21 protein-coding genes and 5 tRNA genes are annotated in these 19,325 nt (G+C 61.3%); 9 read left to right on the top strand and 17 right to left on the bottom strand.

Annotated features, from left to right (window positions below; translation table 11 throughout):
• Positions 1–142 precede the first annotated feature (142 nt).
• Positions 143–736, top strand: a complete 594-nt coding sequence (locus LOY34_RS07560; protein WP_176794287.1) for a hypothetical protein — start codon at positions 143–145, stop codon at positions 734–736.
• On the opposite strand, the gene LOY34_RS07555 is transcribed toward LOY34_RS07560, so the two are convergent.
• Positions 688–1,578: a LysR substrate-binding domain-containing protein gene (locus tag LOY34_RS07555; RefSeq protein WP_195883362.1), complete on the bottom strand. Its 891-nt coding sequence runs from the start codon at positions 1,576–1,578 to the stop codon at positions 688–690. The genes LOY34_RS07560 and LOY34_RS07555 overlap by 49 nt on opposite strands.
• Positions 1,579–1,695: 117 nt before the next feature.
• Between LOY34_RS07555 and LOY34_RS07550 the strand changes: the two genes are divergently transcribed.
• Positions 1,696–2,322 carry a glutathione S-transferase family protein gene (locus LOY34_RS07550; RefSeq protein WP_195883361.1) on the top strand — a complete coding sequence of 209 codons (627 nt, stop codon included), beginning with the start codon at positions 1,696–1,698 and terminating at the stop codon, positions 2,320–2,322.
• Between the two features lie 21 nt (positions 2,323–2,343).
• Entirely contained in the window at positions 2,344–3,366 is a 1,023-nt protein-coding gene (locus tag LOY34_RS07545) for an LLM class oxidoreductase (protein ID WP_195883360.1), read from the top strand.
• Positions 3,367–3,406: 40 nt separating this feature from the next.
• Here the strand turns inward: LOY34_RS07545 and LOY34_RS07540 are convergent, their stop codons facing one another.
• Positions 3,407–3,784: a cytochrome c gene (locus LOY34_RS07540; protein ID WP_195883359.1), complete on the bottom strand. Its 378-nt coding sequence runs from the start codon at positions 3,782–3,784 to the stop codon at positions 3,407–3,409.
• A gap of 32 nt (positions 3,785–3,816) precedes the next feature.
• Here LOY34_RS07540 and LOY34_RS07535 point away from each other — a divergent pair, with 32 nt between their 5' ends.
• Positions 3,817–4,041: a phage head closure protein gene (locus LOY34_RS07535; RefSeq protein WP_195883358.1), complete on the top strand. Its 225-nt coding sequence runs from the start codon at positions 3,817–3,819 to the stop codon at positions 4,039–4,041.
• Positions 4,042–4,139: 98 nt separating this feature from the next.
• Here the strand turns inward: LOY34_RS07535 and LOY34_RS07530 are convergent, their stop codons facing one another.
• Positions 4,140–4,760: a hypothetical protein gene (locus LOY34_RS07530; RefSeq protein WP_195883357.1), complete on the bottom strand. Its 621-nt coding sequence runs from the start codon at positions 4,758–4,760 to the stop codon at positions 4,140–4,142.
• Between the two features lie 131 nt (positions 4,761–4,891).
• A tRNA-Arg gene (locus LOY34_RS07525) sits at positions 4,892–4,968 on the bottom strand.
• A 293-nt stretch (positions 4,969–5,261) separates the two neighbouring features.
• Between LOY34_RS07525 and LOY34_RS07520 the strand changes: the two genes are divergently transcribed.
• The gene (locus LOY34_RS07520; protein WP_195883356.1) at positions 5,262–5,459 is read left to right on the top strand and encodes a hypothetical protein; all 198 of its coding nucleotides are present in this window, start codon (positions 5,262–5,264) and stop codon (positions 5,457–5,459) included.
• A 3-nt stretch (positions 5,460–5,462) separates the two neighbouring features.
• Here the strand turns inward: LOY34_RS07520 and phnN are convergent, their stop codons facing one another.
• A complete protein-coding gene (phnN, locus tag LOY34_RS07515) occupies positions 5,463–6,059 on the bottom strand; it encodes a phosphonate metabolism protein/1,5-bisphosphokinase (PRPP-forming) PhnN (RefSeq protein WP_258664503.1) in 597 nt (198 codons plus the stop codon).
• Positions 6,060–6,095: 36 nt separating this feature from the next.
• On the bottom strand, positions 6,096–6,287 hold the full coding sequence (locus LOY34_RS07510) for a hypothetical protein (RefSeq protein ID WP_082075482.1): 192 nt from the start codon (positions 6,285–6,287) through the stop codon (positions 6,096–6,098).
• Between the two features lie 113 nt (positions 6,288–6,400).
• Between LOY34_RS07510 and LOY34_RS07505 the strand changes: the two genes are divergently transcribed.
• A complete protein-coding gene (locus tag LOY34_RS07505) occupies positions 6,401–6,727 on the top strand; it encodes an Arc family DNA-binding protein (RefSeq protein WP_010226671.1) in 327 nt (108 codons plus the stop codon).
• A gap of 59 nt (positions 6,728–6,786) precedes the next feature.
• On the opposite strand, the gene LOY34_RS07500 is transcribed toward LOY34_RS07505, so the two are convergent.
• Genes LOY34_RS07500 through fepB form a run of 3 tightly spaced genes read right to left on the bottom strand, consistent with a single transcriptional unit; the run spans position 6,787 to position 9,782 of the window.
• Positions 6,787–7,815 carry an iron chelate uptake ABC transporter family permease subunit gene (locus tag LOY34_RS07500; RefSeq protein WP_195883354.1) on the bottom strand — a complete coding sequence of 343 codons (1,029 nt, stop codon included), beginning with the start codon at positions 7,813–7,815 and terminating at the stop codon, positions 6,787–6,789.
• The gene (locus LOY34_RS07495) at positions 7,812–8,852 is read right to left on the bottom strand and encodes an iron ABC transporter permease (RefSeq protein WP_045200187.1); all 1,041 of its coding nucleotides are present in this window, start codon (positions 8,850–8,852) and stop codon (positions 7,812–7,814) included. The genes LOY34_RS07500 and LOY34_RS07495 overlap by 4 nt, the downstream gene beginning before the upstream one ends.
• Positions 8,853–8,855: 3 nt before the next feature.
• Positions 8,856–9,782 (bottom strand): Fe2+-enterobactin ABC transporter substrate-binding protein, encoded by a 927-nt coding sequence (gene fepB, locus LOY34_RS07490; protein ID WP_045200185.1) that lies wholly within the window; start codon positions 9,780–9,782, stop codon positions 8,856–8,858.
• Between the two features lie 157 nt (positions 9,783–9,939).
• Between fepB and LOY34_RS07485 the strand changes: the two genes are divergently transcribed.
• Positions 9,940–10,734 carry an ABC transporter ATP-binding protein gene (locus tag LOY34_RS07485; protein WP_045200183.1) on the top strand — a complete coding sequence of 265 codons (795 nt, stop codon included), beginning with the start codon at positions 9,940–9,942 and terminating at the stop codon, positions 10,732–10,734.
• Here the strand turns inward: LOY34_RS07485 and LOY34_RS07480 are convergent.
• The gene (locus tag LOY34_RS07480; protein ID WP_093387648.1) at positions 10,722–11,513 is read right to left on the bottom strand and encodes an IclR family transcriptional regulator; all 792 of its coding nucleotides are present in this window, start codon (positions 11,511–11,513) and stop codon (positions 10,722–10,724) included. The genes LOY34_RS07485 and LOY34_RS07480 overlap by 13 nt on opposite strands.
• A 182-nt stretch (positions 11,514–11,695) precedes the next feature.
• On the opposite strand from LOY34_RS07480, the gene LOY34_RS07475 reads away from it, so the two are divergent.
• On the top strand, positions 11,696–13,783 hold the full coding sequence (locus LOY34_RS07475; RefSeq protein ID WP_195883353.1) for a TonB-dependent receptor: 2,088 nt from the start codon (positions 11,696–11,698) through the stop codon (positions 13,781–13,783).
• Positions 13,784–13,816: 33 nt separating this feature from the next.
• Positions 13,817–15,124, top strand: a complete 1,308-nt coding sequence (locus tag LOY34_RS07470; RefSeq protein ID WP_258664499.1) for an NtaA/DmoA family FMN-dependent monooxygenase — start codon at positions 13,817–13,819, stop codon at positions 15,122–15,124.
• 53 nt (positions 15,125–15,177) lie between these two features.
• Here the strand turns inward: LOY34_RS07470 and mgtE are convergent, their stop codons facing one another.
• The 7 genes from mgtE to LOY34_RS07435 all read right to left on the bottom strand — a co-directional run bounded on the left by mgtE (position 15,178) and on the right by LOY34_RS07435 (position 19,272).
• Positions 15,178–16,620, bottom strand: coding sequence for a magnesium transporter (gene mgtE, locus LOY34_RS07465; protein WP_045200179.1), 1,443 nt, complete (start codon positions 16,618–16,620; stop codon positions 15,178–15,180).
• A 387-nt stretch (positions 16,621–17,007) separates the two neighbouring features.
• Positions 17,008–17,084: transfer RNA gene (locus LOY34_RS07460), tRNA-Arg, on the bottom strand.
• Between the two features lie 76 nt (positions 17,085–17,160).
• Positions 17,161–17,237: transfer RNA gene (locus LOY34_RS07455), tRNA-Arg, on the bottom strand.
• A gap of 77 nt (positions 17,238–17,314) precedes the next feature.
• Positions 17,315–17,391, bottom strand: a tRNA-Arg gene (locus tag LOY34_RS07450).
• A 108-nt stretch (positions 17,392–17,499) separates the two neighbouring features.
• Positions 17,500–17,590, bottom strand: a tRNA-Ser gene (locus LOY34_RS07445).
• Positions 17,591–17,662: 72 nt separating this feature from the next.
• On the bottom strand, positions 17,663–17,851 hold the full coding sequence (gene csrA / locus LOY34_RS07440) for a carbon storage regulator CsrA (protein ID WP_010226667.1): 189 nt from the start codon (positions 17,849–17,851) through the stop codon (positions 17,663–17,665).
• Between the two features lie 185 nt (positions 17,852–18,036).
• Positions 18,037–19,272 carry an aspartate kinase gene (locus tag LOY34_RS07435; RefSeq protein WP_010226665.1) on the bottom strand — a complete coding sequence of 412 codons (1,236 nt, stop codon included), beginning with the start codon at positions 19,270–19,272 and terminating at the stop codon, positions 18,037–18,039.
• Positions 19,273–19,325 lie beyond the last annotated feature (53 nt).

The following is a 19,325-nucleotide window of genomic DNA, read 5'->3' as shown; positions in this document are numbered from 1 at the left end:
CGGGGCAAAGCATGCGCCGATTCACCAGCCGCCGTACAGCGCCACCCCCTGAATATACTAGCGCGTAAGCCTGTCAGCAGAGCTGGCACAAGACTTGCCATCGATCGAAGGTCAACTTGCATCCATCAAGGAGAGTGATCAGGTGAGTAGCATCAATGCCCTCGGCGTCCACACGCCAGTCATCAACCCAACCCGTGGCGTGGCCGAAGCCGCCGCCGAACAGGCCCAGTTCCGCCCGCCGGTGCCAACCAGCAGTGCCAACCGCCAGCAGCAAAGCCAGGCCAACACCTCCCAGCAAAGTGCCGAAGACGCCCGCGAGGAAGCCTTCGCCAAGCTCAAGGTGCAACTGCAGAACCCCGACGTGGACATGCGCGAGCAAGCCACAATCAGCGCCAGCGAAACCGGCAAGAGCGCTGCCCAGCAATTTCGCGAGTACATGGCCCTGAGCCCGGCAGAGAAGATCAAGCTCAAGCTGCTCAATGAGCTGGGCATCAGCCAGGAAGAGTTCGAAGCCCTGCCGCCGGCGGAAAAGGACAAGATCGAGCGCAAGATTGCCGAGCAGATGAAAAAGCAGACCGAGCTTGAGTCGCTGGCCAGCCTGAACTCCGAACTGCAAGGCCCGGCGATGTCAGCCAAGCTGGTGGCCAACCTGACCGCCACCCAGGGCGGCAGCGATGACGCAAAGGATCAGGACCTGGCGTCAGCCTCGGCCCTGACCCAATCGGCGAAGGCCTGAACCTCGGGGCGCTGCAAGGCGTCCTGACGGCACACCAGGTAGTAGGCAAAACGCGCTGGCCAGGGTTTGTCGAGGGCCAGTTGCAGCTTGCCGCTGGCCAGGTCTTCAGCCGCGTGGGTGTCCTGCACCAGGGCGATGCCCTGGCCTGCAGCCGCGGCACGCAATAACAGCAGGTCATCCTCGAAACTCGCACCGCGTGCTGCCCGCGGGTCCTCGGCAACGCCATGGGCCTGCAGCCAGAGCATCCAGTCGGCGCGATCGGCATCGTGCAACAACGGGTACTTCAGGCAATCGGCGGGCCGTTTCACGGCCGGCCCTTGGGCCAGCAACTGCGGGCTGGCCACCGGCAGCAAAACCGGCGCCATCAGGCGCACGGACTCCAGCCCCGGATACTGCCCCAGGCCATGGCGCAGGGCGACGTCAATGCGCTCGCGGTGAAAATCCACCAGCTTGGCCGAGGCCTCGACGCGCACTTCGATCTGCGGGTGCAAGGCGTTGAAGCGCCCTAAACGCGGCACCAGCCAGGAGGCGGCAAACGACGGTACGGTGCTGATGGTCAGAGCCTTGCCCGGCGCCAGTTGCTCCAGCAACGCCAGCGACGCCTCGATCTGATCGAATCCCTTGAGCAGCCCCGGGTACACCCGCGCACCGGCTTCGCTAAGGTGCACGCCATGGCGACCGCGCACGAACAGCACCACGCCCATGCGCTCCTCGAGCAGGCGCACCTGCTGGCTGACCGCCCCAGGCGTAACCCCCATGTGCGCCGCGGCGGCCTTGAGGCTGCCCAGCCGGGCCGCTTCAGTGAAGGCCCGCAATGCCAACAACGGTAGAACTGCGCCCATTTTCACCCTCTCCATGGTTTAGAAAAACTATCGCCAAAGCGCAGGATTGATCGTTTTTCAAGCAGCCCAGGCGCGCCTAGCATAGCCCGTCTCTGATCACTCCTGAAGAGAAAGCCCATGCCGCTAATTCTGTATAGCGATAGCTCACCTAATGGCTTCAAGATCACCATCGCCCTCGAAGAGCTGGGGCTGCCCTACACCCTCAAGCATGTACAGATAGACCATGGCGAGCATCGCCTGCCTGAGTTTCTCGCACTCAACCCTCATGGCCGCATTCCGGTGCTGGTTGATCCCGAGCGCGATGTCACTCTGTTTGAGTCAGCGTCGATCCTTTTGTACCTGGCCGACAAGAGCGCACGCCTGCTGCCCGATTCCCCCCGTGAACGCTGGGCGGCCATCACCTGGTTGCAGTTTCACGCGGCGAGCATGGGGCCGATTCTCGGCCAGCGCGTGCATTTCGAACGGTTCGCCGAACAGCCCTGCCCCGAAGCCATCGCCCGCTACCGGCGCCTGAGCGAAGAGGTGTTCAGCACCCTCGACCAGCGCCTGACCGGCCGGCCCTGGCTGGCGGGCAGCAGTTACTCGATCGCCGACATTGCCACCTTCGGCTGGACCCATATCGCCCGGATCATCGACTTTGATTTCAGCCACTACCGACACCTGAGCGCCTGGCATGAACGCGTCAGTCAACGCCCTGCCGTGCAGCGCGGCATCCGCCTGCCCACCCCCGCGACCGGCCCCTGAAGGACTAAAAGGAATTAACCGATGAACCCAACCCTGAACGGCGCCAGCGCCCACGCCTTCGCCCACCACCCTGGCTATCGACGCATGTTCGCCGCCGACCGCCTGACCCTGGGGATCTTCCTGCCGCTGCGCTTCTATCGCGGCGACATGGCCGTGCTCACTGGCCAGGCCGCGCTGGTCAGCGACATCGACCGCCTGGGCTTCGCCGGCGTCTGGGTGCGCGATGTGCCGCTGTACGATCGGCACTTCGGCGATGCCGGCCAGCTGTTCGACCCCTTTGCCTACTTGAGCTACCTGGCCGCGCACACCCGGCGCATCGCCCTGGCCACGGGCAGCGCGATCTTCGCCTTGCGCCACCCGATCGACCTGGCCAAGGCCGCCTGCACCATCGACCAGCTGTCAGGCGGGCGCCTGGTGATGGGCATCGCTTCCGGGGATCGGCCGGTGGAGTTTCCCGCCTACGGTCTGGATCATGCCGAGCGCGGCGAACGCTTTGCCGAGGCCGTGAACTATTTCCGCCAACTGCTGCACAAGGGCGACCACCCGATTGAATCAACCCTCGGCCAAATGAGCGGCGCGCAACTGCTGCCCAAGCCCGTTGGCAGCGCCATCCCGCTGCTGGTCACCGGCAGCTCGCGCCAATCCATGCAGTGGCTGGGCGAACAGGCCGATGGCTGGCTGACCTTTCCTGATGCGACTGAAAACATCCTCGGCCCCCGGCGCCTGGCCGAGAAAATCCGCGCCTGGCGCGACTGCATTCCCGGCGGCGGCTTTCGCCCGCACGTGACCAACGAGTGGATCGATCTGGACGCCAACCCCGATTTTCCGCGCACGGCGCTGCAGGGCGGCTACGTGCTGAGGACCGGGCGCAAGGGGCTGATTGATCTGCTCGGGGAATGGCAGGATGCGGGGGTCAATCATGCGGCACTGGGCATTCAGTTTTGCCAGCGCCCGGCGGCGGAGGTGATTCAGGAGCTGGCAGAAGAAGTGCTGCCGTCATTTGCATCCCATGAAGGACCGTTGCCGTTGCGCCAGGATTGGTAGATCCCAGGCCGCAGCTGTTGCTGCGGCCTGACACCAGGCATCATCGAGTGTTGCCAATCACCGCACTCATGTATTGATTCAAATCGCGAAAATCCTGAACTCGCCAAGCGTACGGCGCCACCTTCACACCATTTTCTCGTAACGTCCTGGGGATCAAGTCGCCGTTGGGGCGAAGTATTACCGATGAGACGATAACGCCCGGGTAGTCTTTCAAGCGTTTCTTGAAGGCCGAGGTGGTCAGATCAGGGGTGGGCGGGTTGCTTTTATTCGCCAAGGGTCCGGTCCCCTTGATGTCTGCCCCATGGCACATGGCGCATCGTTGCAAAAAGAGCTGTTTGCCATTGGCATTATCCGCCAAGGACGCGGATGCCTGAATCAACGATAGAATCCCGAGCGCAGCGATGATTAGTCTTTTCATTTTCAGGGGCTTTCATCCGCACTTGGGAGCCAGTGAGCCGGGAGTGGGCCGATATCGAGAGCATCAGCGGCAGCGAGTTCATGGCCACTCAGGCGCCCCAGTCACAGACCGTCTTCCGCATTCGCATCCGGTACCGAGACGACCTGGTGTCGAGCTGGCGCATATGGGAAGGGGCGAAAGTGTACGAGATCACCGCCGTGCTGCCGGATGCTCGCCGCCGGCGGATCGAGCTGATGTGCAAGACCGGGAAGGCGTGAGACAGACCAAATCGCCCGACTCGGACTTGATGACCCGTTTGGAGTGTCCTCAGATTTGAGGACACCCTCTCCACTCCAAACTAATGATTGTTAGCAGGTCAATGCTCATCTTGACTGGCTGTAGTGCTATGCACATCGATTTGGAGATGACGCCGCCCTTCAGCAAGCAGAGCAAGATCTTTTTCCAGCTTTTCTAGATGGCGCGACATTTTTACGACAGGGTCTTCGCCTATACGGACAATGCCTTCAAAATCCGCAAAATTCAGCGTATAGCTATTAGTTTGGCGCTCTGGCGCAGCAGAGCTTTTCAGCCAAGAGATCTCAACAAAGAAGGACTTGTTCTCCAATGATTTGTAGTCAGCGACATAGCTGCTTAAGCCTTGCCCTGGCTTCAACACGCTCACATTTTGGAACGGGATCGTTCTGTCGGCATCTCTCGCCTCTCCATTTGGCAAGGGAGGCGAAAAGGATACCTTTATATCGTATGCAGGGGCGTTACCAGTGTTATCCACACTGAGGTCAAAATGACGTGTCGACCACCGGTTCGAGTTAAGCGTTGCGACAACATGAGGCTGATTAGACGCCTCTGCCATCCTGGTAGTTTCACGCGCAAGCGTTCGCGTAACTCGCCACAAGAAAAAGGTTGCAACCGCAGTTACCAAAGTGCCCAGAAGCCCCCCAAACCCTACGATCTGAGGCTGCCAAAACGCCCAATCCATTTGAAGCTCCTTGAGAAAAAGCCTATTACTCCCGCCGCAGTTAACAGAAATTCGGCGTTTCAGGTGCTGGTACTTTGCTGGTACTGCTAGGGGCGTCAACCCAGGCGAAGAAGGATATGCCCAGTAAAATATGGTGTCCCAGGGCAGGTTCGAACTGCCAACCTTCCCCTTAGGAGGGGGATGCTCTATCCAATTGAGCTACTGAGACACAGAACCGGCAACGGGCGTCGCGCGGCAAGGACGGCGTGCATGTTAACCAGCAGGCCGGCATTTGTCATGTCATCCGTGGGGCTTTTTGCCTGTGGGTTTTTCGACGGATCGTGCAATCTGCAATGAGGCAGTCAGCCATCATTGCAGATTGCACGCAAAAGCGCACAAAAAACCAGCTTAAGCCTCTGATTTTAAAGGGTAAATCACGATAAAGAGGCTGGCATGCAGTGTGCATTGTCTAGTTCATGACACGTGGCTCGGGGCCCCGCCCCGCCTTTGCGGAGTATGTCCATGAACAGCACCCTGCTTCTGCTCAATGCCCTGGCCCTGGCCGCCCTGGTTGGCCTGGTCGTGCAACCCGACAGCATCGCCACTGCGGCACAAGCCCATGCGGCACCGGCGATGAAAGCGCAACTGGCCGTGTTCGGCGCACAGGCTGCGCAAATGCAAAGCGCACCGCTTGCAAGCAGCGAACGGCTGGCGTTCTAGGCTTCAACCCAGGCCAGGCACACCCTGTTCGCGCAACAGCCCAAGCAAGCGCTGCACCGCCTCGTCCAGCGAGCTGGAGTTGTCCAGCACTTGCACCTCGCCTTCTTCTACCCTCACCTGCTGCGCCCGCGCCAGGCGCTGTTCGATGTCTTGCGCAGTTTCCCGGCCGCGATCCAGCAGGCGCTGGCGCAGTACGTGATGGTCGACCCGCAGCAGCACCGGCAACAGGTCGGGATAGCGTTCACGCGCCTGCTGCAGATGCGCGCGCGAGCCATTGACCAAAACCGCGTGCCCTGCAGCCAGCCAGGCATCGATTTGCACCGGTATGCCATAGGCCAGGCCATTGGCCTGCCACTGCAGGGCAAAGGCGCCCTCGGCGCTCAGGCGCTGGAACTCTTCGAGGGAAACACCGACGGCGTCTTCACCCTTGGCCTCGGCCGAGCGGGTGATCACCCGCCGGGCGATGTGCACGTTCAGGCGCTGCAATTGAGCGCGTGCTGCATCGATAAGGGAATCTTTTCCGGCCCCCGAGGGTCCCATCAGGTACACCAGGCGACCCGGGTTCGCTGTACGCCGCGTCGCGCTTGCGTCATGCTGCATAGCCACTATGCTCAATGGTAGGAAAGCACGCGCATTCTAGACGCTTTCCATGGCCTTTTCTGCCTGATGCATGGCGTTGTCGACGAAGGTCTGCAGGCGCGGAAAAAGAGAAAATGAAAACTTTTCAAACCAGTACTCATTTCTGATAATTGGTACTGGCAAAACGCCTTTATCCGGTTCAATATTTGTCACAGAATTGACGCCAAGGAACCGGCGATAATGAGGCATGATTCACGCCTCATTCACAATTCAGGTTGAACATTTTGACGCCGGGATGGTCGTAGTGACATCGTGCGGCCAATTTCGAGAACCGCTTCCCCTGAACTAAACCGGTCAATTATATGCGCCCAATGAAACAGGCTATTTACTCAAGCCGCACCGCTGACAAATTCGTCGTCCGCCTCCCCGACGGAATGCGTGAGCGCATTGCCGAGGTAGCGCGCAACCATCACCGCAGCATGAACTCGGAAATCATCGCTCGCCTGGAGCAGAGCCTTATTCAGGAAGGTGCGCTGGGTGAAGAACTGAGCATGCGTCTGGACAGCCCGGAACTGTCCCTGCACGAACGCGAACTGCTGCAACGTTTCCGCCAGCTTTCCCATCGCCAGCAAAACGCGCTGGTGTCGTTGATTGCCCATGACGCCGAGATGGCAGCTGACGCTTCCTGATTGCGTGGCTCAATCACTCAAGGCCAATGCCCGTGCATTGGCCTTTTTTATTGCCTAGCTCAATCCCGCCTGCTGCGCGACAACAACCACAGCAGATAGAAACCACCGAGCAAACCCGTGGTCAGGCCAATGGGCAGGTTGAGATTGAAGGCCAGGCGCTGACTGATCAGGTCGGCCACCAGCAACAACACCGCGCCCATCAACGCGCCAGACAACAGCGGCACTTCTGGTGCAGCGGTCAGACGCCTGGCCAGTTGCGGGGCAGCCAGGGCGACAAAGGCGATGGGGCCCGCTGCCGCCGTGGCAATCGCGGTCAAGCCCACAGCCGCCAATACCATGATCAGCCGCGTACGCTGCGGGGCAATGCCGAGCTGACTGGCGCTGTCATCGCCCATTTCCAACAGGTCGATGTGTCGCGCATGGCCAATCACCACGGGCACGATGGCGATGAAACCCAGTGCTGCTGGCAGCACGTGAGACCAGGTCCGGGTGTTGAGCGAGCCGGCCAGCCAGATTTGCGCCGACATCGCCCGGTCAAGGTCGCCCATCACCAGCAGTACGGTGTTGAGCCCCGAGAGCATCGCCCCCACGCCAATCCCCACCAGCACCAGGCGATAGCCACCAGTGCTGCGCCCGCGCATCGACAGCACGAACACCAGCAAGGCCGTGCCCACCCCCGCCAGCACCGCCGCCAGCGAGGTACCCAGGGGGCCGGCATCAAACAGGATGATCTGCACGATGGCACCGCTGGCAGCGCCGGTGGTAAAGCCGATGATATCCGGTGAGCCGAGGGCGTTGCGCGAGATCGACTGGAAAATTGAACCGGCCATGCCCAGCGCGCCGCCGACCAGCAGCGCCGTCAGTACCCGCGGCAAGCGAACCCGTTGAACGATCCGCTCGGCGGTCGGGTTGCCACCACCTGCGAACAGGCTGTCAAACACCTGACCTGGTGTCAGCGACAACGAACCTACGCCCAGCAACATGATCGCCAGCCCTGCTGCCAGTAGCGCCAACAGCGCACACACCACCGCAACCCGAGGCCGCCAACGCAACGAGTAATTGCCCAGGCGCAGCACCGCACCCGTCATGACCGACTCATCCGGAACCTGCGCACGATGACGATGAAGAACGGCCCGCCGATCAACAGGGCAATGATCCCGGCCGCGACTTCCGCTGGCGCCGCCACGACCCTACCGATCACATCGGCGCCCAGCAGCAGGATCGCCGCCAACAACCCGGCATACGGCAGGATCCAGCGGTAATCAGGCCCCACCAGCCGCCGGGCCAGGTGCGGCGCGAGCAGGCCGACGAAACCAATCGGCCCGGCCGCCGCTGTTGCTGCCCCGGCCAGCAACATCACCGCCAGGCACGCGAGCAGCCAAGTGGCGCGAAGATTGACGCCCAGCGCCCGGCCAAGATCCGCGCCCAGGGCCATGGCATTGAGGTTGCCGACCATGGCGATGGCCAGCGCCAGCCCGACTGCAACGACCACCGCCAGCACGCCAAGGGTCTGCAAGCCGCTGCCTTCGACCGAGCCTGCCGACCATTTGCGAAAACTGTCGAATACCTCAAGGGGAGCATTGAGCAGGATGATGCCAGTGATCGACACCAGCATCACCGACAAGCCTGCCCCAGCCAGCACCAGGCGCACCGGATTGGTCCCGGTTTCGTGGGCCTGGCCCAGGACGAACACGGCAACCCCGGCCAGCCCGGCGCCGGCAAAGGCAAAGCCGACATACTCGACAATGCTCACCAGCTTGAACAGGGTGACAGCGATGATCACTGCCAGCGCCGCGCCGGCGTTGATGCCCAGCAGCCCGGGTTCGGCCAGCGGGTTACGCGTCAGCGCCTGCATCAGCGCCCCGGCCACGCCCAGGGCCAGGCCTGCGAGAATCGCCACCAGAGTGCGCGGAACACGCAGTTCGCGAATCACCAGATGCTGATTGTTCTGTGGGTCATACGCCCAGAAGGCATCGGCGATTTCGCCAAGAGCGATGCTGCGCGAACCGATCAGCAAACTACAGGCGGCGACCAGCGCAAGCACGCCCAGGCCGCACAGCAGCCCCGATGAGCGCATGCGCCGTTGGCGATTGAAAACCATGGCGGGCAACACGGCAGTCGCCATGACTCAGCGCAGGTGCCGGGCGACGGTATCGATCATCTGCCGGCCAGAGTAGTAATCGATACGAAACGAAGTCGGGCCCAGCGCGTAGACCTTTTTCTGCACCACCGCCGGCAGGTTGGCCAGCAGCGGGTCGGCAACAAACGCCTGTACATCGGCATCGGTGCCACCCAGCAGGAACACGCTTTCACCGGTGATCGCAGCCGAAAGGTTTTCGCGGGAGATAAACTCGAAGTCGACGGCGCGAGTGACCTCACCGCTCATGGCCGGCGGCAGGCTCGCGACCTTGATCCCCAGCGCGGTGAACAAGCGGGCCTGCGGGCTGGAAGCACGGCCAACAGAATAACTGCCACCAATGTTGTAGCCGACGATACTCACCCCGCCCACCGGCGCTTTGATCGTGGCAGCGGCGCGTGCGGTGTAGTCGTCAAAATCCTTGATCGCCGCCGCTGCCTGCGCCTGCAGCCCCGCCGCCTGACCAAGGCGGGTAGCGATCTGTTGCCAGCTCTGGTTCGAATAATTGACCACGACGGTGGCGATACCCTGGGCCTCAAGCTCGGCCTGGTGCTGGACGACGCTATCGGCGCCAGTGGCAACCAGTACCAGCAGGTCGGGATTGACGCCGATCACCGACTCGATATCGAACACCAGGTTGGGGTACAACACCTCGACTTTGCGCTGATCCGCAACCGCCGCCCACTGGCTGAAAAAGCCCTTGCTGTCGGTCATCCGGCTCGGCGTGGTGGCCGCGCTGGCAACCAGTGGCGCCTCCATGGCCAGCAAGATGCCGGTGACACTCGGCGAAGTCGAAGCAATGCGCAGCGGTTTGGCGGGCTCGCTGGCGGCACTTGCCGGGCTCGGCCCAACGGCGCTGCAGGCAAGCAGGATCAGCGCCGCAACAGCAAGCATTGGCGCGAAGGTGAGCTTTTTCATCGGCAATCGGTCTTTTGCTACAAGGGCGGCAGGAAGGGTTCGAGAACAGGCACAAGCTCGTCTAAACGTGGATGCGATGCAATCGCATTCCATATTGCAGAATTAATTCTGCACATGCAATACTCGCCGCCGAGCTGCCAGCAAGGAAAGGCTACCCATGACGCATCGCCTGCATGCTGACGCCGTGACGCTGCGTTACGATCAGCGCACCATCTCCAGCGACCTCTCCATCGCCATTCCCGACGGCTCTTTCACGGTGATCGTCGGGCCCAATGCCTGCGGAAAATCCACTCTGCTTCGAGCCTTGTCGCGGCTGCTGGCCCCAGCCCATGGTCGTGTGGTGCTCGACGGCAAAAGCATCACCGCGCTTGCGGCCAAAGAGGTTGCCCGGCGCCTCGGCCTGCTGCCGCAAAGCGCCACGGCCCCGGAAGGCATCACGGTCGCCGACCTGGTGGCTCGCGGGCGCTTCCCCCATCAGTCGTTCTTGCGCCAATGGTCGCCAGCCGATGAGCAGGCGGTCAACGCCGCCATGGCCGCCACCCAGGTCAGCGCGCTGGCCGAGCGGGCGCTGGACGAGCTGTCCGGTGGCCAGCGCCAGCGGGTCTGGATTGCCATGGTGCTGGCGCAGGAAACACCGATCCTGCTGCTCGATGAACCGACCACCTTTCTCGACATCGCCCACCAGATCGAATTGCTCGAACTGCTCAGCGATCTCAATCGCCAGGGCCGAACCATCGTGGCGGTGCTGCACGATCTTAACCAGGCCTGCCGCTATGCCACGCACCTGATCGCCATGCGCGATGGCGCGGTGCTGGCCGAGGGCGCGCCCGGGGCGATTTTCACCGAGGCGCTGGTGCAAGAGGTATTCGGCCTGCCGGCGGTGATCATTGCTGACCCCGTCAGCGGCACGCCGCTGGTGGTGCCCAAGGGCCGCCAGGCTCAACCGCGCTGATCGAAAATCCGCCCGCCGGTGGCCTGGTTGACCAGGCCGGCTTCGCGGTGCAGGGCGTCGCGATCCTCTGCTGACTTGAGCTGGCCAAGGTCAGTGACCGTGGTCATTACGCAGGCGATTTCCTGCTGCGCATCGAACACCGGCGCCGCCTGGCCGGTGACGTTCGAGAGCAGATGGCTGGTCAGCTCGGCCCAGCGGCCATTACGCACCTGATCGAGCAGCGCCTTGTTAGGCGGCGTGCCACGAAAATGCGCGGGCTGCTGCTTGCGCGCGGCATCGATCACAGCTTTGGGCAGGAAGGCCTGGAACACCAGGCCGCACGCGGTGTTGTCGATCGGCAGGATGTCGCCCAGGGCCAGCGGGTTGATCGAGAAGTAGGCGCTGCGGTACCAGCGCACCAGGGTCGGGCCGCGGTCGGTCCAGATCGCCACCCCGCCGCTGGCGGCATGCTGTTGGGCCAGGGTCTTCATGTGCTGGGCGGCAATATCCACCGCATCGACGCGCTTCAAGGCGCTGATGCCGATGTTCAGCGCTGCCGGCCCCAGGTCGTAGAGGCCGCTGGCCGGGTCCTGCTTGGCCAGGCCTTCCTTGACCAGGCTCTGCAGGTATCGATGGGCGGTCGAGCCACCGGTCGCGGTGCGCCTGGCAACCTCCCCCAGCGCCAACTCACTCTCGGCATTGGCCAGTACCTGGAGAAAACGCACCGCAATCGACACCGACTGAATAGTGCCGGAGCGCTTTTCCGGGGCTGCTTGCGCCTCTTCGTCCAGGGCGGTCATCTCGTTGCTCAATTCTTCGCTCTCCTCGCCGGCGCGCACGGTCGCGCTTGTTGGCGGCCATGATACCGATTCCCTGAACCCGCACCTATTGCCATTTTGTGGAATGAATTCTTTATTGAGGAACGCAATAGCACCGTGCTACCCTCGAACAGGAAAGAGGATCATTCTCATTTGGGGGCATCTTGAAGGCACATCCACATCGCACACTGCGCCAAGGCTTTAGTGTGTTCACACTCTCGACATTGCTGGCTTCGCCCTACGCATTCGGGCAACCCGAGGTTAATGGCGGCAAGCCAGGCATTGTTTTCGAGCCGATCATCGTCACCGGTGAAAAGCTCGAACGCGAACTCAAGGACACCGCCTCCTCCGTGTCGATCAAGACCGCCAAGGAGATCGACAAGGAAAAGACCGGCAGCGCCTCGGTGGCCGAAGTACTCAATGATGTGCCCAACGTGATCTACACCGACTCGGTCGGCGCGCCGATCATCCGCGGCCAGGACACCCAGGGCCCGAACAACGGCCAGAATGTGTTCTGGGGCGGCACCGTGCCACGGGCGACAATCAACCTTGACGGCCATTACCTGAATTACAACGAGATGTTCTTCGGCGCCACCTCGGTCTGGGATATCGACAGCATCGAAGTATTCCGCGGCCCGCAGACCACCTCGCAAGGGGCCAACGCGATTGCCGGTGCGATCATCGTCAACACCAAGGATCCGACCTTCACTCCCGAAGCTGCCTACCAGACCGAGGTCGGCAGTTATGACGCCAAGCGCAGCTCGCTGGCTGTTTCCGGCCCGTTGATGGGCAACGAACTGGCCGGCCGCCTGGCGGTGGACTACTCGGCGCGCGACACTTTCATCGATTACGACAACCCGAAGTTCCAGCGCGGCAAGGCCGACCAGAACTTCCGCGCCGTCACCGCCCGGGCCAAGCTGCTGTGGGTGCCCGAGTCGCTGCCGGGCCTTGAGGCCAAGTACACCTTCGCGCACAACGACAGCAACCGTCCAAGCCAGGAGGCCGCCTCGGCGCCCTTGCACAAGCTCGACCACGACACCACCACCATGCCCAGTTGGGAGCAGGACACCAACACCAGCGTGGTGGATGTCAGCTACGACTTCGACAACGGCATCAAACTGTTCAACCAGGCGCAATACTCGCTGTCCAACGTGCAGCGGTTCACCGGCATCGCCGGCGAAGGCGACGCCGATATCAAGCAGAAAAACGCCTCCAACGAATCGCGCATCACCTTCGGCGACGCCCTGGATACCCTAAGCGGCATGGGTGGCATCTACTACGCCCACACCAAGACCGACGAAACCCTGAACCTGCGCGGGCTCTCGGCCTTCGATGACACCAAGGAGAACCTCGGCATCTTCGGCGAACTCAGCTACCGCCTGAGTGAGCGCTGGACCTTGAGCACCGGCCTGCGCTTTCAGCAGGATCACATCGAGCGCCAGGGCAATTCGGTGCTGGCACCGACGGCACTGGACTACGAGAAAACCTTCTCCGCCCTGCTGCCCAAGGTCTCGCTGGCTTACGCAGCGACGCCGGACTGGACCGTCGGCGCCCTGGTCAGCCGCGGTTACAATCCCGGTGGCGTGTCGCTCAACCTGACCACCCGGCAATGGGCGTACTTCAAGGAAGAGTCGATCTGGAACTATGAGCTGTTCAGCCGCGCCAACCTGCTCGACGACCGCCTGATCCTCAGCAGCAACCTGTTCTACATGGACTTCAAGGACGCTCAGTACAACATCCCGGTGGTGATTTCCCCGGGTGTCGCCCAGTCCTACACCATCAACGCCGAAAAGGCCCACGCCTATGGCCTGGAGCTGAGCGCCGACTACCGTGTGCTCGACAACCTGACCCTCAAGGCCAGTGCCGGCGCCTTGCGTACACGCATCGACAAGATCTCCAGCAACGCCGACTACCAGGCCAACGAGTTTGCCCGCTCCCCCGGTTACACCCTGAGCTTTGGCCCGAGCTGGGACATCACCGACAAACTCAACCTCAACGTCCAGGTCCGTCACCTGGATGGCTATTACTCCGACACCGCCAACACCTCGTCCTACTCGGTGAAGCCCTACACCCTCACCGATGCGCGGATGAGTTACCAGTTCAACAAGCAGGTGCAGCTGTACGGCTACGTGAAGAACGTGTTCGACGACCGCTCGCCCACCTATATGCAGCAGAACCGCGGCATCGGCGGCACCGAGGCGAGCATGACCCTGCCGCGCATGGTCGGCGTCGGCGTCAAGGGCGCGTTCTGAGTCCATCAAAAGACCACAAGGAGAATTGCAAGGATGAGTACCCCCAAGCGCCTGCACATTGGCCTGTCACTGGCACCGACCTGGTTGAGCGGCGATGGCTGGCGGCGCGAGAACAGCAACATAGAAGGTATTTTCACCGCCGAGTTTGCGATTGATCTGGCCAAGCGCGCAGAAGCTACGCACCTGGACTTTGTCTTTCGCCCCGATGTTCATGCTTTGGTGCCGGAGATGCTCGAAAGCGGCTCGGGCTTCGCCAGCCTCGACCCGAGCATCCTGCTCGCCGCAGTTGCCCAGCACACCTCGAAGATCGGCCTGGTTTCGACCGTATCGACCACCTTCCTGCCGCCCTATGTAGTCGCCCGCCAGTTGCAGTCTTTGAACTGGATCAGCAAGGGCCGGGTCGGCTGGAACATCGTCACCGCGCTGCAAGGCCACGAGAATTTCGGCCTGACGGCAATGCCCAGTGCCGATGAGCGTTACCAGCGGGCTGCGGAGTTCACCCGGGTGGTTCATCAGCTGTGGGACAGCTTCCCCAGCGACGCCCTGAAACTGGATCGCAGCACGGGCCGTTACGCCGACGCCTCACAGGTTCGCCCGATCGACCACGACGGCGCTCACCTGAAGGTCAAGGGCCCACTCAACCTGCCGGTGTACGCCAACACCCGAATCCCGCTGGTGCAAGCCGGCGCATCCGATTCGGGCCGTGACTTTGCCGCGTCGGTGGCCGACCTGGTATTCGCCCCCACGCCGGATATCGACGCTGCGCTCGAGCTGCGTCACGACCTGTCCCGCCGCGCTGAAAAACACGGCCGCGATCCGGCCGACATTCGCCTGCTGCCCGGCCTGAGCCTGTACCTGGCCGAGACCCGCGAACAGGCCCGCGAGCTGTTCATGTGCACCCACGCGCGCATCGACAAGCCGCGCAAGTTTGCCTCGATCAAGGAGATGGCCGGGCTCGACCTCAACCAATGGCCAGAAGACCGCCCGATCACCGCCGCTGACCTGCCTGCGCCCGTGAGCAATCCTGGCAGCCGTACCCACACCAACCTGCTGCGACGCCTGATCGAACGTGAATCGCTGCGGGTCAGTGAGTTACTGTTGCGCCCAGAGGTGATCTCGGCTGCACACTGGCAGGTGATCGGTACGGTGGACGATGCCGTCGAGAGTATTGTCGAATGGGCTGCATCCGGTGCCATCGATGGCTTCATCGCGGCGCCCGGTGGCTCGCTGGAATCGGTGCACCTGTTCCTTGAACAGGTGATGCCACGCCTGGTGCAGGCCGGGTTGTTCCGCGAGTGCTACAGCGGCTCGACCTTTATCGAGCACCTCACCGAGCAATAAACGCCAGGCAAAAAAACACCCCTCGCGAGGGGTGTTTTTTGTCGGATGCTCAATCAGAGCAGGAAGATGGTGGCAAGGCCCAGGAAGATGAAGAAGCCACCACTGTCGGTCACCGCCGTGATCATCACGCTGGAGCCCATCGCCGGATCGCGGCCCAGGCGCACCAGGGTCATCGGGATCAACACCCCCATCAGCGCCGCCAGCAACAAGTTGAGGGTCATGGCACCGGTCATGACCACGCCGAGCGACCAGCTGTCATACAGCAGGTAGGCGACCACACCAATCACTCCGCCCCAGATCAGGCCGTTGATCAGCGACACCGCTAGCTCCTTGCGCATCAACCGCGAGGTGTTGCCGGGGCTGACCTGGTCGAGGGCCATGGCGCGCACGATCATGGTGATGGTCTGGTTGCCTGAGTTGCCGCCGATACCGGCAACGATCGGCATCAGCGCCGCCAGTGCCACCAGTTTTTCGATCGAGCCTTCGAACAGGCCGATCACCCGCGAGGCGACGAAGGCAGTGATCAGGTTAATTGCCAGCCACGCCCAGCGGTTGCGCAGCGAGCGCCAGACCGAGGCGAAGATGTCTTCTTCTTCGCGCAGACCGGCCATGCTCAGCACTTCGCTTTCGCTTTCTTCACGAATCAGGTCGACCATTTCATCGATGGTCAGACGGCCGATCAGGCGATCGCTCTTGTCCACCACCGGCGCGGAAATCAAGTCGTAACGCTCGAACGCCTGAGCGGCATCGTAGGCGTCTTCATCCGGATGGAAGCTCACCGGATCGCTGGCCATGACCTCGGCGACTTTCTTCTCCGGGTCGTTGACCAGCAAGCGCTTGATCGGCAGCACGCCCTTGAGGATGCCGTCGTAATCGACCACGAACAGTTTATCGGTGTGGCCTGGCAGCTCCTTGAGCCGGCGCAGGTAGCGCAATACCACTTCGAGGCTGACGTCTTCGCGGATGGTGACCATCTCGAAGTCCATCAATGCACCGACCTGGTCCTCGTCGTAGCTCAGGGCCGAACGCACGCGTTCGCGCTGCTGGGCATCGAGGCTTTCCATCAGCTCGTGGACAACGTCACGGGGCAGCTCGGGCGCCAGGTCAGCCAGTTCGTCGGCGTCCATTTCCTTGGCAGCGGCGAGCAGCTCGTGATCGTCCATGTCGGCGATCAGGGTCTCGCGGACCGAGTCGGACACTTCGAGGAGGATGTCACCGTCGCGCTCGGCCTTGACCAGTTGCCAGACGGTCAGACGATCGTCCAGCGGCAAGGCTTCGAGAATGTAGGCAACGTCGGCGGAGTGCAGGTCGTCGAGCTTGCGTTGCAACTCGACCAGGTTCTGGCGGTGAACGAGGTTTTCTACCAGGTCATGGTGATGACCTTCCTGACGGTGGGTCAGGTCTTCGACCACGCGTTGACGCTGCAGCAGTTCGACCACCTGGGCCAGGCGATCCTGCAGGCTTTCTTGCGTCTTTTTTACTTCTACTTCAGTCATAGGCGAACTCCACTCCCAGCAGCGGAGCACGCCGGGAGATCAATCAGTCAATTCTTGATTGGCAAAACTTGCTATTGAGTAACTACTGGGTAAGTCCATGGTGGTATTCCACAAGCCCCGGCGGGGCTGACGGGCGCAATCATACACCGCTTGAGCTGTCAGGGTGCTGAAAAAATCGCGGCTAGAACAATCGTTTGCGAGACATACTTGTGACAACGTATGCAGGCAACAGTGCGACGGCGGTAGCGCGAAAAAAAACACATCGGGATAGGCAAAAAACAGCGCGGGGCTGGCACGGCCACGATGACAGTCTATTCATCGCGCCTTACCGGAAGATGAATGCCGGAAAGCAAAAAGCCCGCCTTGATAGGCGGGCTTTCTGTTGTATGGTGCACTCAGGAGGATTCGAACCTCCGACCGCTCGGTTCGTAGCCGAGTACTCTATCCAGCTGAGCTATGAGTGCAGGTTGGCGCTTGATGGACCAGATCACCTCTGGTTACAGCTAAAGCAACTTTCAAACTGAAAACTGCTTCGATGTATGGTGCACTCAGGAGGATTCGAACCTCCGACCGCTCGGTTCGTAGCCGAGTACTCTATCCAGCTGAGCTATGAGTGCAGGGTTGGCGCTTGATGGACCAGATCACCTCTGGTTGCAGCTGAAGCAGCATTCAAGTTGAAAACCGCTTCGTCGTATGGTGCACTCAGGAGGATTCGAACCTCCGACCGCTCGGTTCGTAGCCGAGTACTCTATCCAGCTGAGCTATGAGTGCATTTGTTACCGCGCATTATAGGCCGCTAAATCATTTTGCCAACCACTTTTTCGTTTAATTTCAACGACTTAGGCGATTCAGGCAGATTACAGCGTCCTACATGAATAATGGCGGAGAAGGGGGGATTCGAACCCCCGATACCCTTGTGAGGTATACTCCCTTAGCAGGGGAGCGCCTTCGGCCACTCGGCCACCTCTCCGCAACACGGGGCGTATAATAACCAGACCCTTCCCCGTTTGCAAACTCTTTTTTGAAAAAAACTCGATAAAAATTAATGGGTTGGTTCTTCGTCCTTCTCTTTCTTGATCCGCAGGTAGATTTCCTCACGGTGGACGGCCACTTCTTTAGGGGCGTTGACCCCTATCCGCACTTGGTTTCCTTTGACGCCGAGCACGGTCACGGTGATTTCGCCGTCGCCAATGATCAGGCTCTCGGCGCACCGACGAGTCAGAATCAACATAGCTTTCTCCTCACGCAATTCAGTTCAGGGATAACAGTCTGCAAAAAAAAGGGCTTCAGCCTACAACCCGTGACGGCTGCTGACCTACGCCTAAGTATTGACTAGCGCGAGCAAAAGCACAGATTTCTCACGCCAGCCAGAAACACGAAGGGCGCGGCATGGCCGCGCCCCCAGAGGCAGCCGCCTTACTCGCCCTGTCGGGCAGGGGCGTCCAGCTCGAAGGCGGTGTGCAGGGCGCGCACTGCCAGCTCCAGGTACTTCTCTTCTATTACCACCGAGACCTTGATCTCGGAGGTGGAGATCATCTGGATGTTGATGCTCTCCTTGGCCAGCGCTTCGAACATGCGGCTGGCAACACCGGCGTGGGAACGCATGCCGACGCCGACGATCGAGACCTTGGCGATGTTGGTGTCACCTACCACTTCGCGAGCGTTGAGCTCGGCGGCGGTCTTGTCCAGGACCTTGTGGGCCTTGTCGTAGTCGTTGCGATGCACGGTGAAGGTGAAGTCGGTGGTGTTATCGTGCGAAACGTTCTGCACGATCATGTCGACTTCGATGTTCGCGGCACTGATAGGGCCGAGGATCTTGAAAGCAACGCCCGGGGTATCCGGTACGCCACGGATGGTCAGCTTGGCTTCATCGCGATTGAAGGCGATGCCGGAAATGATCGGCTGTTCCATGGATTCCTCTTCATCAATGGTAATGAGGGTACCCGGACCCTCCTGGAAGCTGTGCAGCACGCGCAGCGGGACGTTGTACTTGCCGGCGAACTCGACGGCGCGGATCTGCAGCACCTTGGAACCGAGGCTGGCCATTTCCAGCATCTCTTCGAAGGTGATCTTGTCCAGGCGCTGGGCCTGGGCCACCACGCGCGGGTCGGTGGTGTAGACACCATCGACATCGGTGTAGATCTGGCACTCGTCCGCCTTGAGCGCTGCCGCCAGGGCCACGCCGGTGGTGTCGGAGCCACCGCGACCGAGGGTGGTGATGTTGCCGTGCTCGTCGACCCCCTGGAAACCTGCAACCACCACCACGCGGCCGGCCTTGAGGTCGCCACGAATCTTCTGGTCGTCAATCTGCAGGATGCGCGCCTTGTTGTGCGCGCTGTCGGTGAGGATCCGCACCTGGTTACCGGTGTAGGACACCGCCGGAATACCACGTTTGATCAGGGCCATGGCCAGCAAGGCGATAGTCACCTGCTCGCCAGTGGAGACGATCACATCCAGTTCACGCGGAACCGGCTGATCGCTGATCTTCTTGGCCAGGTCGATCAGGCGATTGGTTTCGCCGCTCATCGCCGACAGTACTACCACCAGGTCATCGCCGGCTTCGCGGAACTTCTTGACCTTGTCGGCAACCTGCTCGATTCGCTCGACTGTGCCGACCGAGGTACCGCCAAATTTCTGTACGATCAACGCCATTTCAAAGCCGCCTCAGCCCATGAAGGGCACCCAATAAACATTCAAACGACGCC

Origin of the sequence: Pseudomonas sp. B21-009 (assembly GCF_024749345.1) — a bacterium.
Taxonomy (GTDB): domain Bacteria; phylum Pseudomonadota; class Gammaproteobacteria; order Pseudomonadales; family Pseudomonadaceae; genus Aquipseudomonas.
Note: the sequence above shows the minus strand (reverse complement) of the source record. Positions and strands in the feature narration are given on the sequence as shown.